15 protein-coding genes are annotated in these 13851 nt (G+C 64.0%); 8 read left to right on the forward strand and 7 right to left on the reverse strand.

All coding sequences use genetic code 11. The features are described 5' to 3' along the window. The first annotated feature begins 16 nt into the window (after positions 1–16). From U1R88_RS06070 to maiA, 4 genes are read left to right on the forward strand one after another with little or no spacing between them, the layout of a single operon-like run. A complete protein-coding gene (locus U1R88_RS06070; protein WP_322430413.1) occupies positions 17–1345 on the forward strand; it encodes an MFS transporter in 1329 nt (442 codons plus the stop codon). 58 nt (positions 1346–1403) lie between these two features. Beyond that, positions 1404–2762, forward strand: a complete 1359-nt coding sequence (hmgA, locus tag U1R88_RS06075; RefSeq protein WP_322430414.1) for a homogentisate 1,2-dioxygenase — start codon at positions 1404–1406, stop codon at positions 2760–2762. After that, positions 2762–4069, forward strand: a complete 1308-nt coding sequence (gene fahA / locus U1R88_RS06080) for a fumarylacetoacetase (RefSeq protein ID WP_322430415.1) — start codon at positions 2762–2764, stop codon at positions 4067–4069. The genes hmgA and fahA overlap by 1 nt, the downstream gene beginning before the upstream one ends. 42 nt (positions 4070–4111) lie before the next feature. Then, positions 4112–4747: a maleylacetoacetate isomerase gene (gene maiA, locus U1R88_RS06085; protein WP_322430416.1), complete on the forward strand. Its 636-nt coding sequence runs from the start codon at positions 4112–4114 to the stop codon at positions 4745–4747. Between the two features lie 23 nt (positions 4748–4770). Here the strand turns inward: maiA and U1R88_RS06090 are convergent, their stop codons facing one another. Further along, positions 4771–6036 carry an AGE family epimerase/isomerase gene (locus U1R88_RS06090; RefSeq protein ID WP_322430417.1) on the reverse strand — a complete coding sequence of 422 codons (1266 nt, stop codon included), beginning with the start codon at positions 6034–6036 and terminating at the stop codon, positions 4771–4773. 64 nt (positions 6037–6100) lie between these two features. Next, positions 6101–6451 (reverse strand): hypothetical protein, encoded by a 351-nt coding sequence (locus tag U1R88_RS06095; protein ID WP_322430418.1) that lies wholly within the window; start codon positions 6449–6451, stop codon positions 6101–6103. Here U1R88_RS06095 and U1R88_RS06100 point away from each other — a divergent pair. Both U1R88_RS06100 and U1R88_RS06105 read left to right on the forward strand, forming a co-directional pair. Then, entirely contained in the window at positions 6450–7265 is an 816-nt protein-coding gene (locus U1R88_RS06100) for a phytanoyl-CoA dioxygenase family protein (RefSeq protein WP_322430419.1), read from the forward strand. The two genes, U1R88_RS06095 and U1R88_RS06100, sit on opposite strands and share 2 nt — an antisense overlap. 65 nt (positions 7266–7330) lie before the next feature. After that, a complete protein-coding gene (locus U1R88_RS06105) occupies positions 7331–7783 on the forward strand; it encodes a GNAT family N-acetyltransferase (protein ID WP_322430420.1) in 453 nt (150 codons plus the stop codon). A 16-nt stretch (positions 7784–7799) separates the two neighbouring features. Here U1R88_RS06105 and U1R88_RS06110 read toward each other — a convergent pair whose 3' ends face one another. The 4 genes from U1R88_RS06110 to U1R88_RS06125 form a co-directional block, all read right to left on the reverse strand. Further along, on the reverse strand, positions 7800–8300 hold the full coding sequence (locus tag U1R88_RS06110; RefSeq protein ID WP_322430421.1) for a 2-thiouracil desulfurase family protein: 501 nt from the start codon (positions 8298–8300) through the stop codon (positions 7800–7802). A 636-nt stretch (positions 8301–8936) separates the two neighbouring features. Beyond that, entirely contained in the window at positions 8937–10238 is a 1302-nt protein-coding gene (eno, locus tag U1R88_RS06115) for a phosphopyruvate hydratase (protein WP_322430422.1), read from the reverse strand. Further along, the gene (locus U1R88_RS06120; RefSeq protein WP_322430423.1) at positions 10235–11251 is read right to left on the reverse strand and encodes a phosphotransferase family protein; all 1017 of its coding nucleotides are present in this window, start codon (positions 11249–11251) and stop codon (positions 10235–10237) included. Before U1R88_RS06120 ends, eno begins: the two co-directional genes overlap by 4 nt. An 8-nt stretch (positions 11252–11259) precedes the next feature. Next, complete coding sequence (locus U1R88_RS06125; RefSeq protein ID WP_068295852.1) at positions 11260–11856, reverse strand: TetR/AcrR family transcriptional regulator; 597 nt, start codon at positions 11854–11856, stop codon at positions 11260–11262. 68 nt (positions 11857–11924) lie between these two features. Between U1R88_RS06125 and U1R88_RS06130 the strand changes: the two genes are divergently transcribed. After that, on the forward strand, positions 11925–12350 hold the full coding sequence (locus tag U1R88_RS06130) for a VOC family protein (protein WP_322430517.1): 426 nt from the start codon (positions 11925–11927) through the stop codon (positions 12348–12350). 149 nt (positions 12351–12499) lie between these two features. Next, entirely contained in the window at positions 12500–13027 is a 528-nt protein-coding gene (locus tag U1R88_RS06135; RefSeq protein ID WP_322430424.1) for a DUF1269 domain-containing protein, read from the forward strand. Positions 13028–13112: 85 nt separating this feature from the next. Here the strand turns inward: U1R88_RS06135 and U1R88_RS06140 are convergent, their stop codons facing one another. Beyond that, positions 13113–13652 carry a GNAT family N-acetyltransferase gene (locus U1R88_RS06140; RefSeq protein ID WP_322430425.1) on the reverse strand — a complete coding sequence of 180 codons (540 nt, stop codon included), beginning with the start codon at positions 13650–13652 and terminating at the stop codon, positions 13113–13115. Between the last annotated feature and the right edge of the window lie 199 nt (positions 13653–13851).

Genomic DNA, 13851 nt, shown 5'->3' on the forward strand with positions numbered 1-13851 from the left:
GATGATGATGACTTCGATGGCGTCCCGCCTGAAGGTGATGCTTGCCGCCACCCTAGGCTCGACACTGGAATGGTATGATTTCTTCATCTTCGCCGCGAGCACCGTGCTCGTCTTCAACAAGGTGTTCTTTCCCGCCGACGATCCCTTCGTCGGCACCATGCTCGGCCTCGGTACTTTCGCCGCCGGCTTCCTGGCTCGCCCCTTCGGCGGCATCGTCTTCGGCGTGATCGGCGATCGGCTCGGCCGCAAGAACACCCTGATCGTCAGCCTGCTGATGATGGGGGTGGCCACCGTCGCCATCGGCCTCCTCCCGACCTACGACACCATCGGCATCGCAGCCCCGCTCCTGCTTCTGCTCATCCGTATCTTCCAGGGCGTCGCCGTCGGCGGCGAGGCAACCGGCGCTCTGACCATCGTGGCCGAATCCATGCCGGCCCAAAATCGTGGCTTCTGGACCAGCTTTCCAATGGCGAGCGGTCCGGCCGCCAACGTCCTCGCCCTTGGCATCCTCGGCCTCGTGCAGCTCTGGCTTGGCGAGGAAGCCTTCCTGGCCTGGGGTTGGCGCATTCCGTTCCTGCTGTCGATCGTGCTGATTGCCCTCGGTTTCTGGGCTCGTCGGCAGGTGGATGAATCGCCGGCCTTCCTCGAGATCAAGGCGGAAACCGAAATCGCCCATGCGCCACTGGCCGAAGCCTTCGCCACGCAGAGGATTTCGATGGCCAAGGTCTTCTTCGTCAAGGCGGCCGAAAACACTCTGCTTTATCTGTTCTCGACCTTCGTCCTGCTGCTCGCGACAACCAGGCTCGGGCTCAACCGCGCCCAGGCCATCGATGTCGTGCTCGTCGCCTCACTGGCCTCGCTGCCGGTCATCCTCGGTTCGGGCTGGCTCAGCGACCGCATCGGGCGCCGGCCGGTGATGATCGCCGGCTTCATCGGCGCCACGATCGCCGCCTTCGCCCTGTTCACCCTGGCGCAGGGTGGCTCGCCATTAGCTCTTTATCTGCGCGCGGTCTTTGCCTTGTGCGCCCATGGTTTCCTGCTCGGTGGCCTGGCGCCCTATGTCACCGAAATGTTCCCGACGCGCGTGCGCTACACCGCCCTTTCCGCGTCCTACCAAGCCGCCTCCGTGCTCGGCGGTTCGGTTGCGCCCCTGATCGGGGCCCTCCTGATCGAACGCACGGGCACGCCGATGTCTGTCGCGGTCTATGCGGCGCTGATGGTGGTGCCGGCCTTGCTCGTGCTCATATTGACGCCGGAGACCCGTGGTGGAGTCGTGGATGGGGACGTCTCCGGCCAGCCCAATGCTGGTCCGTTCGGGCAGGAGGATCCGCAGCACAGGCCGTAGCTTTGATAGTTACAAACGCAACGATTACAGTTGAAACGTTCGAATGCAGGAGGCGATCATGAATCTCCAGTCTCCCCGACCAGACGGCGATCAGAAGAGCGAAGTGGTCAGTGCCATCCAGGCCGGCTACATGTCGGGCTTCGGCAACGGCTTCGAAACCGAGGCCCTACCCGGCGCCCTGCCCCTTGGCCGCAACTCGCCGCAGCGCTGCGCCTATGGCCTCTATGCAGAGCAATTGAGCGGCTCGCCTTTCACGGCGCCGCGCACCACCAATGAGCGCTCCTGGCTCTACCGCATCCGGCCGACGGTGAGCCATTGGGGTGAGTTCACCAAGGCCGATGTCGGGCTCTGGCGCACGGCGCCCGCACCCGAGGTCGAGGTCCCGATCGCGCCGCTGCGCTGGGATCCGCTCCCGATCCCGGAAGAAGCGGTTTCCTTCCTCGAAGGCGTGCGCACCTTGACCACGGCCGGCGACGCCGCCACCCATGCCGGCATGGGCGCGCATGTCTACCTGATCACCCGCTCGATGGTGGACGAATATTTCTACGATGCCGACGGCGAATTGCTGTTCGTGCCGCAGCAAGGCTCGCTGCGCCTGTGGACCGAATTCGGCATCATCGACATCGAGCCGGGCGAGATCGCCGTCATCCCGCGTGGCGTCAAGATCCGCGTCGAGCTCAAGGATGGCCCGGCCCGCGGCTATCTGTGCGAGAATTACGGCGGCGCCCTCACTTTGCCCGAACGCGGCCCAATCGGGGCCAACTGCCTGGCCAATCCGCGCGACTTCCTTACCCCGGTCGCCGCCTATGAGGACAGGGAGGTGCCCTCGCGCCTCCATGTCAAATGGGGTGGCACCCTCTGGTCCGCCGCGATCAACCAGTCGCCTCTCGACGTGGTGGCCTGGCACGGCAATTACGCGCCCTACAAATATGACCTCAGGCGCTATTCGCCGGTCGGCCCGGTGCTCTACGACCATGCCGATCCGTCGATCTTCACCGTGCTGACCTCGCCCTCTGAAACGCCCGGCACCGCCAATATCGATTTCGTGATCTTCCCGGATCGCTGGCTGGTGGCCGAGAACACTTTCCGCCCGCCCTGGTACCACATGAACGTGATGAGCGAATTCATGGGCCTGGTCTACGGCCAGTACGACGCCAAGACCGGCGGCGGCTTCGTGCCGGGCGGGGCATCCCTGCATAATATGATGCTGCCGCACGGGCCCGATCTCGACGCCTTCGAGAAGGCCAGCCATGTCGAGCTCAAGCCCCACCGGCTGGAAAACACTTTGGCCTTCATGTTCGAATGCCGCTTCCCGCAGCGCGTCTCGGCCTATGCGGCCGGCTCCGAGGCGCTGCAGAAGGACTATGGCGGCTATGGCCACAAGATGACCAAGCATTTCGATCCGAGCAGGCCGTGATGATGGAACTCGACCAGACGCATGATTCCAGGCTGACGAGTTGGGTCGCCTCGGCGAACGGCCATGCCGATTTTCCGATCCAGAACCTGCCGCTCGGCATCTTCAGCCCGGGGGGCGGCACGCCGCGGGCGGGCGTCGCCATCGGCGATGCCATTCTCGACCTGCGCGCCGTGCTGGATGCGGGCCTGCTCAGCGGCACCGCCGAGCGAGCCGCGGAGGCGGCGCGGGGAAACGATCTCAACAGCCTGCTGGCGCTGGGCCCTGGTCCGCGGCGTGCCCTGCGGCAGGCGCTCTCCAACCTCCTGGCCGAAACCTGTTCGCTGCGCCCCAGGGTGGAGCCCTTGCTGTACAAGGCATCCGATTGCCTGCTCCAGTTGCCGGCCCGGATCGGCGACTACACCGATTTCTATGTCGGCATCCATCACGCCACCGCCGTCGGCAAGCTGTTCCGCCCCGACAATCCGCTCCTGCCCAACTACAAATATGTGCCGATCGGTTATCACGGTCGCGCCTCCTCCGTCCTTCCTTCGGGGATCGCGATCCGGCGCCCCCTCGGGCAGGCAAAACGGCCCGAGGCGGAGACACCGACCTTCGGTCCCAGTGCGCGGCTCGACTATGAGCTTGAACTCGGCGTGTGGGTGGGACCCGGCAACGACCTCGGCACCCCGATCGGGATATCGGCTGCGGGCGACCAGGTCGCCGGCCTGTGCTTGCTCAACGACTGGTCGGCTCGTGACATCCAGGCCTGGGAGTATCAGCCACTCGGCCCCTTCCTCGCCAAGAGCTTCGCGACGACCATATCCCCCTGGATCGTCACGGCCGAGGCGCTTGCTCCCTTCCGCATCGCCCAGCCGCCACGCCCTGAGGGCGATCCGACGCCGCTGCCCTATCTCACCGACCCAGACGATCAGGCCGAGGGCGCCTTCGACATCGGGCTCGAAGTGCTGCTGACGACGGCCGAACTGCGTGCTCGCGGGCTGGCAGCCCATTCGCTGGCTCGCTCGAATGCCCGGTACATGTATTGGACCGCGGCGCAGATGCTTACCCACCACACCTCGAATGGCTGCAATCTGCGCCCGGGCGATCTCATCGGGACGGGCACCCTTTCCGGGCCGGAACAGGACAGCTGCGGCAGCCTGCTCGAAGCGAGCCAGGGCGGCCGGAATCCCATCCGACTCGAAACGGGCGAGGAGCGCCGTTTCCTCGAGGATGGCGACGAGGTCATCCTCAAGGGCCATTGCCGGCGCGAAGGCTTCGCCTCCATCGGCTTCGGGGAATGCCGTGCAATGATCCTGCCGGCACCATAAGGTTGGCTCGATATATCGCCATTGCAGGGAGGCGGCACGACCATGAAACTCTACACCTATTGGCGCTCCACCTCCTCCTACCGGGTCCGGATCGCGCTCGCCCTCAAGAATCTCGAGGTCGAGCAGGCGGCCATCCATCTCGTGCGCAATGGCGGCGAACAGCATGGTGAGGCCTATCGGGCACTCAATCCGCAAGAACGCGTGCCGACCCTTGTGCTCGACGACGGCTCGGCCCTGACGCAATCCCCCGCCATCCTCGAATATCTCGAGGAGACTTATCCGGCGCCACCGCTCTTGCCTGCCGACCTCACGCAGCGCGCCAAGGTGCGGGCCGTCGCCGCCATCATCGGCTGCGACATCCAGCCTCTGCACAATCTCGGCCCGCTGACCTATCTGCGCCGGACGCTCGGCCAGGGCGAGCCGGAGGTCAGCGCCTGGATCGCAACCTGGGCAGGCTCGGGGCTGAAGGCGGTCGAGGCGCTGATCGGCGACGGCCCCTATTGCTTCGGCGATGCACCGGGCCTGGCCGACGTCTACCTCATCCCGCAGCTCTATGCCGCCCGCCGCTTCGGCGTCCCGCTCGATGCCTATCCCCGCATCCGCCGCGTCGAGGCCGAGGCCGAAGGGCATCCCGCCTTCGTCAAGGCGCATCCGGCAAACCAGCCCGACAGCGAGTAAAGAGAGGCAACGAGCGGTGCGCCCTAGATCTTCACCCCCTCGGTGACCAGCCCGCGCGTGATGCTGCCGGTCGCGGGCAGCAACGGAATTAGGCAGGCCTGCAGGGCGTGATAGATGTCAACCTTGCCGTAGAACGGGCCGGTGTTGGGCTGGAGATCATCGCCGAGCTGGGGGAACCAGCCGCCATGCGCCTTGTCGATGAAGCGGGCGGCGCTGAAGTTCCAGATGGTGCGATACCATTCCTCGTAGAAGCGGTCGCCATCGGTGGCGTTGAGGAAAGCCGCCGCGCCGATGCCCTCGCAGCAGGGCCACCAATAGCGGTCGCGAATGCGCGCCGCACCGGTCCAGTCGAGCGTATAGTAGAAGCCGCCCTTGTCGTGGTCCCAACCATCCTTGACGGCCTGGCGGAAGAGGTTCGCGGCAGCGTCGGGCAGCCACGCCAGCTTGCGCCCGCCCAGTTCCCAGAGCTGCAGCAACAAGCGGGCCCATTCCAGCCAGTGGCCCGGCGTGGTGCCATAGGGACGAAAGACCGGGCTACCGGAATAGTCCTTGTTGAGCTGCCAATCCTGGCTGAAATGCTCGGGCAGATGCCAGCCATTCTCGGCGGCATGGCGGCGCACGATCAGGTCGGCGATGCGCTCGGCCTTGCTGAGATAGGTGCTGTCGCCGGTCGCCTCGAAGGCCGCCATCAGGGCTTCGGTCAGATGCATGTTGGAGTTCTGGCCGCGATAAGTGTCGAAGGGCTGCCAGTCCCGCGTGAATTCCTCGGCCGTGGCGCCGGGGCCTTCTTCCCAGAAATGTTCCTCCAGAACGGTGGAAATGTCAGCCAGCAGGCGGTCGGCATCGGGATGGTCGGCAACCTTGGCGCTGGAGGCCGCGAGCAGCACGAAGGCGTGACCATAGGCCTGCTTGGTATCGTCGGTCGGCCCCTCATAGCCGACGCCCCAGAAATAGCCGCCCTTGTCCTTGTCGCGATGGCCGTTCCAGATGAAATCCATGCCGTGATCGATCATCACGTCGGCGCCGGGGCGGCCCATCAGATGGGCGATGGCAAAGCAATGCACCATGCGCGTGGTCGCGTGGATCTGCCGTGTCGGCCGGCTACCGGGCGGCTGCCCGGGCACGAACGGCTTGCAGGCCATGTCGAGGTCGTAGAAGCCGCCGAGGGGATTGAGGCTGTTCTGCTCGAACACGGAAAACAGCGCTTCGGCCTGCTGCAGCAGCCAGGCCCGATGGCTCGACAACGTCACCCATTTCGGCGTGGTGGGAGCGGAAGCGGCTGATGTCATCGGAAGTCTCCTCGATACGGTACGAATTGGGGCCCTGACCCAGCCTTTGCTTAGAACAGCTCGTTTACTCGCGCCACTGATTGGTATGAAGAAACCCGCTTTCGTCACCGGGGTTGACGCGCAGACAGCCTCCCTTATGCTCGGGTTCGTCATGATGATGCACACGCTCAATATCGCCACCGTCTTCTTCCTCGCCAACTGACGGCTGACGGAAGACCAGGAGCCTGTCCGGCCTTTGTGCCGGGTTCTTGTCATGGACGGCACTGGCTTGCGCCCCCCAAGAGCAAAGCCGTTTGGACGGAAACCCCATTCGCTCTCGCTCTTTGGTTCGATGCGTCTTTGCGATCCCTGGCGATTCCGCCAAATCGCAAAACGCTTTAGCGGGCGAAGCCATGCGACGATTGTGAGCCATCATGCCCCGACATCCCGACTATCGCGCGCTCGACGCCGCGCAGATCGAACGCTTCATCGAAGACGGTTTCGTGCGCGTGGACGACGCCTTTCCCCGCGAATTGGCCGAGCAGGCGCGGGCCATCATGTGGCGCGACCTCCCTTGCGACCCGAACGATCCCGCTACCTGGACAAAACCGGTGATCCGGCTTGCCGGCTATGGCGGAGGCCCGTTCGAGAAGGCCGTCAATACACCGGTCTTGCTGAACGCCTTCGACCAGCTCGTCGGCCAGGGACGCTGGCTTCCACGCGACGGCCTCGGTTCGTTCCCGGTACGCTTTCCCCATCCCGACGATCCCGGCGATGCGGGCTGGCACGTCGACCTCTCCTTTCCGGGCGAGGATTGCGACCCCGATGAGCGCAGCGACTTTTCGGCCTGGCGCGTGAACGTCACCTCGCGGGGACGTGCTTTGCTGATGCTGTTCCTGTTCTCCGATATCGGGCCGGAGGATGCCCCAACCCGCATCCGCGTCGGCTCGCACCGGGACATGGCCCGTTACCTCGCTCCGGCGGGCAAGGCCGGCCGTTCGCACATGGACCTGGAGCAGATGGGGGTCCAGCGGCCTCAGAGCCTAGCCACCGGCAAAGCTGGCACGGTCTATCTTTGCCATCCCTTCCTGGTGCATGCTGCCCAGAAGCATCGGGGCTCGACGCCGCGCTTTCTGGCGCAACCTCCGCTGATGCCGAAGGAGCCTTTCCGGCTGCAACGCGACGATGGAGACTACTCGCCGGTCGAGATTGCCATCCGGCGCGCCCTCACGGAGACCGAGCGCACCTGACGACAATCGCTTTCCCCGGCCTACCGGGGAAAGCGGCCACACAGCCTCCCCTTCAGGAGGACATCATGGTCCAAGCCTTGCGTCTCGCAACCACCGCCGATCTTCCGGCCATCGAACGCATCGTCGAGGCTGCCTATACGCCCTATGTCGCGCGCATAGGGCGCAAGCCCGGGCCGATGCTCGACGACTACGCAGCGCTGGTGCGTGCAGGACATCTGTTTGTGATCGCCCTCGACAGCGACATCCAGGGCATCCTCGTCCTGATCCCGCAGGACGATGCGATGCACCTGGACAATATTGCCGTGGCGCCCGCGGCCCAGGGGCAGGGATTGGGCCGCCGCCTGCTTCAGATCGCCGAAAGGCGCGCTCGTGAAGCGGCCTATCGTCGGATCAGGCTCTACACCAATGAGGCGATGACGGAGAATATCGCGCTCTACACCCGCTGCGGCTATGCCGAAACCCATCGCGCCGAAGAAATGGGCTTGCGCAGGGTCTATATGGAGAAAGATCTGGCCTGATGCAGGTGCCTCCTGGTCAGCCTGCTTCGCCACTTTCCAGCCTGGCCTCGAGGGCATCGATTTCCGACGGTGTGAAAACTTCGATGCCTCCCGTCCGAAGGAGCGCAGCCGTTACACCGGCACCGGCATGTTTCCGCCCTGCAAATGCTCCATCATAGATGAAGGCACTTCCGCAGGAGGGGCTGCCATCGATCAAGAGGGCGAAGCGGCAGCCCTGGGACTGTGCCAAAGCCAGGGCGCTCCTCGCTCCGTCGAGATAGAGCGCAGTCACGTCGGCGCCCGTAACATCGACCACACGAGCAGTGCCTGCCAGGACGTCGCTACCCGACAGTCCCTCGGCGATCTCGGCCGGCGGCCGGGGCACACTGAAGCCTCCGGCGAGCTCGGGGCAGACCACGACAAGGCGTCCTTCATCGCGCCAGCGCGTGAGAGCCGGGTGATCGAGCGTTTTCGCCATCCCGTCATAACGTACCGGCCGCCCGACGAGGCAGGCGCTCACCAGGATCTTGGCCGTCATCGCTGCCCCGCATCGCTCTTGCGCATCAACGCTGTGATAGGGCCAAGCACGCGCCGCGACAACCGCCAGCCCCGATTTGGGCCTCGCCGGCTGCCAACGCCTCCAGCCTGCGGCTGAACAGTCGTCTTGGTATCACCCTGGTATCAGTCCAGTCACATCCTGGTTCTATTCTTGGAGAGTTCGCGATGGGATTCGGGGATGCAGGCCGACCCCAAATAGCACGAATCGTCTTAGTATTCTCATATATTCGCGCCTTCATGTCAGACAATTCTCGATCATCCAAGCAGTTAATCGATTTATCCGATGAAAGCATCCGGGATGGCTATTTTTTGTATTGATGAGCATAGCCAGCTTTGTTAGGGGATGGCGCAAGCTTGCAATGAAGTTATGGAGTTGCAGACGCTTTATTTGCCAAGAGATGCTTAACTTTAGCATCCAAGTGCAGATTTCGATTGCGAAAACTTAACGTCATGCAAGTAAATGCATGCCGGAGGAGGAAGACAGGCGCTCCCTTCTCCGGCCTTTCTTTGCTTGGCGCCCCAGGACCTGGCGCCCCTGAACTCGGCGCCCCATCGGCCGCGCAACCACCTCAATGCCCGCCCTGCCCCTATCCGTGAGGCGTGTTGATGCCGCCTCTCAGGAGGCGCGCTGTAGACGCTTGAAGGGCAGACCGTCGACACCCGCAAAGCGGGCCTGGGATCCCAGGGCCTCTTCAATGCGCAAGGCCTCGTTCCACTTGGCCATGCGTTCGGAACGGGCGAAGGATCCCACCTTGAGCTGTTCCGCATGCCAGCCGATGGCGAGATGCACGATGGCGACATCCTCGGTCTCGCCGGAACGGGCCGATACGATCGTGCCGAAACCGGCACGCCTCCCCGCCTCGCAGGCAGCCTTGGCCTCGCTGACCGTGCCGGCCTGGTTGACCTTCACCAGCACCGCATTGACGGTCTCGTTCCTCGCCGCCTGTTCGACCAAACCGGCATTGGTGACCAGGAAATCATCACCGATGACCTGGATGCGATGGCCCACTGCCGCGGTGAAGCGGGCAAGGCCTTCGGCATCGTCCTCGGCGAAGGGATCTTCGATCGAAAGGATGGGATAGCGCTCACACCAGCCCAGGAGATAATCCGCCATGCCGTCCCGATCGAGTTCGCGTCCCTCCAGGCCGAGCCGATAGCGCCCGCCGCGGCCGAATTCGGAGGCGGCGATATCGAGCGAGATCGCAACGTCGTCACCCGGTGTGAAGCCGGCCCGCTCAATGGCCAGCACGAGCGTATCGAGCGCCTCTTCGTTGGAACCGAATGCGGGCCACCAGCCTCCTTCATCCGCAACGCCCTGCAGCAGGCCGCGCTCGGCCATGATCCTTCCGGCCGCCAGATAGACCTCGGCCGTGATCTCGAGCGCCTCGGCAAAGCTCGCCGCCTTCGGCGCCATCACCATGAAATCCTGGATGTCGGTGCGGCGGCCGGCATGGACCCCGCCGCCGAAGACCTGGATTTCCGGCAAGGGAAGGCTGACTGGCCCCTCCCCGGCCAGATATCGCCATAGCGGCTGGCGACGGCTGGCAGCGGCCGCGTGCAACACCGCGAGCGAAACCGCGACGGTCGCATTGCCGCCGAGTCTTTGCTTGGTCGGCGTGCCGTCCAGTGCGATCAGTGCCGCATCCAGCCCCACTTGGTCGAACGGATCGCGACCGATCAGAAGCGGTGCGATCTCCTCGCGCATGCCGGCGAGGGCTCCCTGGACGTCGAGGCCGCCCAGCCTCTCGCCGCCATCCCTGCGCTCGAGCGCCTCGCGGCTGCCCCGGGAGGCACCGGCCGGGGCAATGCCTCGCGCGATTGTGCCATCGCTGAGCTCGATTTCGGCTTCGACGGTCGGACGGCCGCGGGAATCCCAGATGCGGCGCGCATCAAGTCTACGAATGGATATATCGGTCATTGGCGGGTCCAGGCATTGGCGATGGCGATCAGGTCCTGCTGCGGGTCGGCGATCAGCGGCCTGGCAAAGCGGCGCACGGCTTCCCGTTCGTCCTCATGCGTCAGATATTCGACAGGCGACTTGCCATCCACCCGCGCCAGGAACAGCACCGGCAACAGGGCGGCAGTCCTGGCTTCGAGATCGGCGCGATCTTCCCAGTCGATCCTGGCGAAATAGGCGTTGACCAGGGCTTCGAAGGCATCCCGATAGGCCTTGCGCGGGACACCTCGCCGTGCGCCCTTCAACAGGAGATGATTGAGGCAGAAGGCGAGATCGAAAGCCGGATCGCCAAAACAGGCGCATTCAGCATCGAGAAAGATTGGGCCCTTCTGCCCGCACAGGATGTTCTTGGGGCTGACATCACCGTGAATCAGCGCCTTCTTGGTGGCCAGCGTGCGGGCGGCGATAGCCTCGATCCGTCCTACCAGGTCGGGATGGGCGCGGGCCGTGGCGATGAGATAAGGCTCGATGCGGATCGCCTCGAACGTCGCATCATTGGCAAAGCGCTCCGCCAGTCCGGCCTCTCGCGCACTGGCCGCATGCAGGAGGCCAAGGTCGGCACCGACACGCACCGCAAAAGCCACATCGACGATCTGATCCAGCAACAAGGCTTTCCACACCGGATTGCACTCCGGCGGCAGGAAGCTCATCGCAAACAGGCCTCGCTCCTCATCTTCGCCGAGAATGGCCGGGACGCCGTCCGGCAGCCAATGCGCAACCTGGCGCATCCAGGCGACCTCCGCGGCATTGCGGCCCGTCGGGACTTCCCAGACCGCCGCCACCTTCAGACGGGCCAGAGCCCGCTTGACGCAAAGACGCCGGTCCGATGTCTCGACCAGGTGGATATCCGACGACACGCCGCCCGTCAGGGGTGTCAAGCGTGCCTCTTCTCCGGGGCCAAGCAGCCCCATTAAGCGCAACGCGACGAGGATTGCCGTTACGCCGTCATCTTGTTCGGGATCGAGTTGGGTCATGTCGCTTCTCAACCGTTTCGCTGGCGCAAGCCGTCGAGCACGGCGCGGATAAGCAGCCGCCATTCCCCCGCCAGCCCACCGGCCGCGATCGAAAGCGCCGCTCTTTCATAGACGGCCGAGAGCAAGAGCGCCCCGGCGTCGATTGGCACGACCCGCAGCGCATCGGCCGCGATGGCGGCTGCAAGGCCTTCACGCAATGTGCGTCCGCCATGATCGGCATCGATGGCATCCACGACCTCGCGTCCCAGCACGGCCGGTGCCTCGATCAGCAACAGCCTGGTCCGGCCCGGCAGCGACATCGCGGCCAGAAAAGCCTCACCGCCTGCGGCCAGCGCCTCGATGGGGCCAAGCTCTCCGGGAGCTGCCCTTTCGATCTCGGAGGCCAAAGCGGCATTCTCGGCTTCGACGACGGCTCGGAACAGGGCCTGCTTGTCGGCAAAATGATGATAGAGCGCGCCGCGCGTCACGCCGGCTTCCGCCACCAGCTCGGGTGTTCCGGTCTCGGCATAGCCTTTTTCCACAAACAGCCTGCGCGCCGCCGCGATCAGGGCGGCCCTCGTTCTCAGCGTGCGATCCTGATTGGAACGTCGGCCTTCCTCTTGCATACATGCAGCCTGTATGTTATCTAAAAACATTCAGTGTGTATGTTTATAGAGGGAATGCCAAAATGTCCATGAAGGTCACCAGCTATTACCCTGTCATCATGACCAGGCAGGTCGCCGCCACGGCGGCCTTCTATGTCGAGCATCTCGGTTTCAGGAAGCTGTTCGCGGCCGACTGGTATGTGCATCTGCAGTCCATGGCGGACGCGAATGTCAATCTCGCTGTCCTCGACGGCGATCACGACACCATTCCGGCCCCGGCACGCGGTGGGCAAGTCGGCGGCCTCCTGCTCAATTTCGAGGTCGACGACGTGGATGCCGAATATGCAAGGTTGAAGCGCGCCGGGCTGCCGATCCTGCTTGATTTGCGCGACGAGGCTTTCGGGCAGCGCCATTTCATCACGGCCGACCCGAACGGCGTGCTGATCGATGTCATCAAGCCCATCCCGCCGTCACCGGAATTCGCCGACGGCTATGCCGCCGCCCCGCCGCAGTGAGACCGGCAGGCAAGCCATCCGGGCGGCAACCCGTTCAGGAAGGGAACAATCCGGCCCGGCAATGGTCATATGGATTCAACAAGCTTGCTGGATAAGCAGCTTTCACGACGCCCAAAATGCGTCATCACAGGTGAACACAGGAGCTTTTGATGTCCGATCTTATTGTCGTCGGCTTTGATTCCATCGATGAAGCAGACAAGGTCCTGCTCAAGCTGGACGCGCTCAAGAAAGAATATCTGGTCGATCTCGAAGACGCGGTGGTGGTCACCCGCAATGCCGAAGGCAAGGTTCATCTCAAGCAGAGCATCAACCTGACCGGCATCGGCGCGAGTTCGGGCCTGCTGTCCGGTGCGTTGTGGGGCGGACTTGTCGGCCTGCTCTTCCTCAACCCGCTGGCCGGTTTCGCCATCGGCGGCGCTGTCGGTGCGGGCGTCGGCGCCCTCTCCGGCTCGCTGGCCGATTACGGTATCGACGACGACTTCATCAAGTCGCTCGGCCAGACCATTCCCAACAACTCCTCGGCCCTATTCGTGCTGGTCCGCAAGGTCCAGCCCGAAAAGGTCCTGGCCGAGTTCCACGGCCTCAAGGGGCGAGTGATCAAGACCTCGCTGTCGCCGGAACAGGAGCAGAAGTTGCAGGAAGCCCTGTCGGCAACGCCCGCTCCGACCAACGGCTAGGCCCCGCTTTCTTCCCTGCAACGGCCAGCCCGACAGTTGGCCGTTGCACACCCTGGGCTCCGTTTCGTAACCGGCACCGGCCGCCTCAACGCCCTGCGGCTTCGAGCGAGGCGAAATCGCTTCGCGTTATCTGGAAGCGTCTCCAGATCGCGCCCTGATCATGGTGCATGCCGGCATCGGTGAGGCCCAGCTTCTGAGCAACGCGCAACGAAGCAGCGTTGCGGGGAGCGATCTCGGCCACGATCCTGTCCGCCTTAAGCGTAACAAAAGCGTGCCGAACCACCGGTATCGCCGCTTCGGTCGCATAGCCCCTGCCCCAGGCCTCCCGTACCAGCCGCCAGCCGATCTCGATCTCGGGGCCGGTACCGTCAGCGGGAATGAGCAGGATCCACCCCAGGAAGCGACCGGAGTGAAGCTTGTCGACGACGGTGCCGTAGCCCAGCCCCGGTCCGTAATCGGCCTGCATGCGCTGCCTGACGAAGGCCTCGTGCTGTTCCGGATCGTGCCAAGGCCCCGGGATATGCTTGGTAACCTCGATATCCCGATCCATGGCAAGGCAGGCTTCGAAATCGGCCATGGTGCGCGGCCGCACCAGCAGTCGCTGCGTTTCGAAATTCGGCAGCACGACATTTCTCCCCTACGCCGATGCGATTGGCAGGCCCTTCGTCCACTCCCCCGCCACGCGACAAACGGCAAATCTCATCCATGCAAATTTGCATCACGCCGCGCAAGGATTGCTGCCCCGCGGATACGAGCAACAATCCTCGCGAACGGAAAACTTTGCACTGGTTTGAAAGATTTTGATCGTATATGAGTGTCATTGA

The sequence above is a fragment of the Labrys sedimenti genome (assembly GCF_034424805.1).
GTDB classification, from domain to species: Bacteria; Pseudomonadota; Alphaproteobacteria; order Rhizobiales; family Labraceae; genus Labrys; species Labrys sedimenti.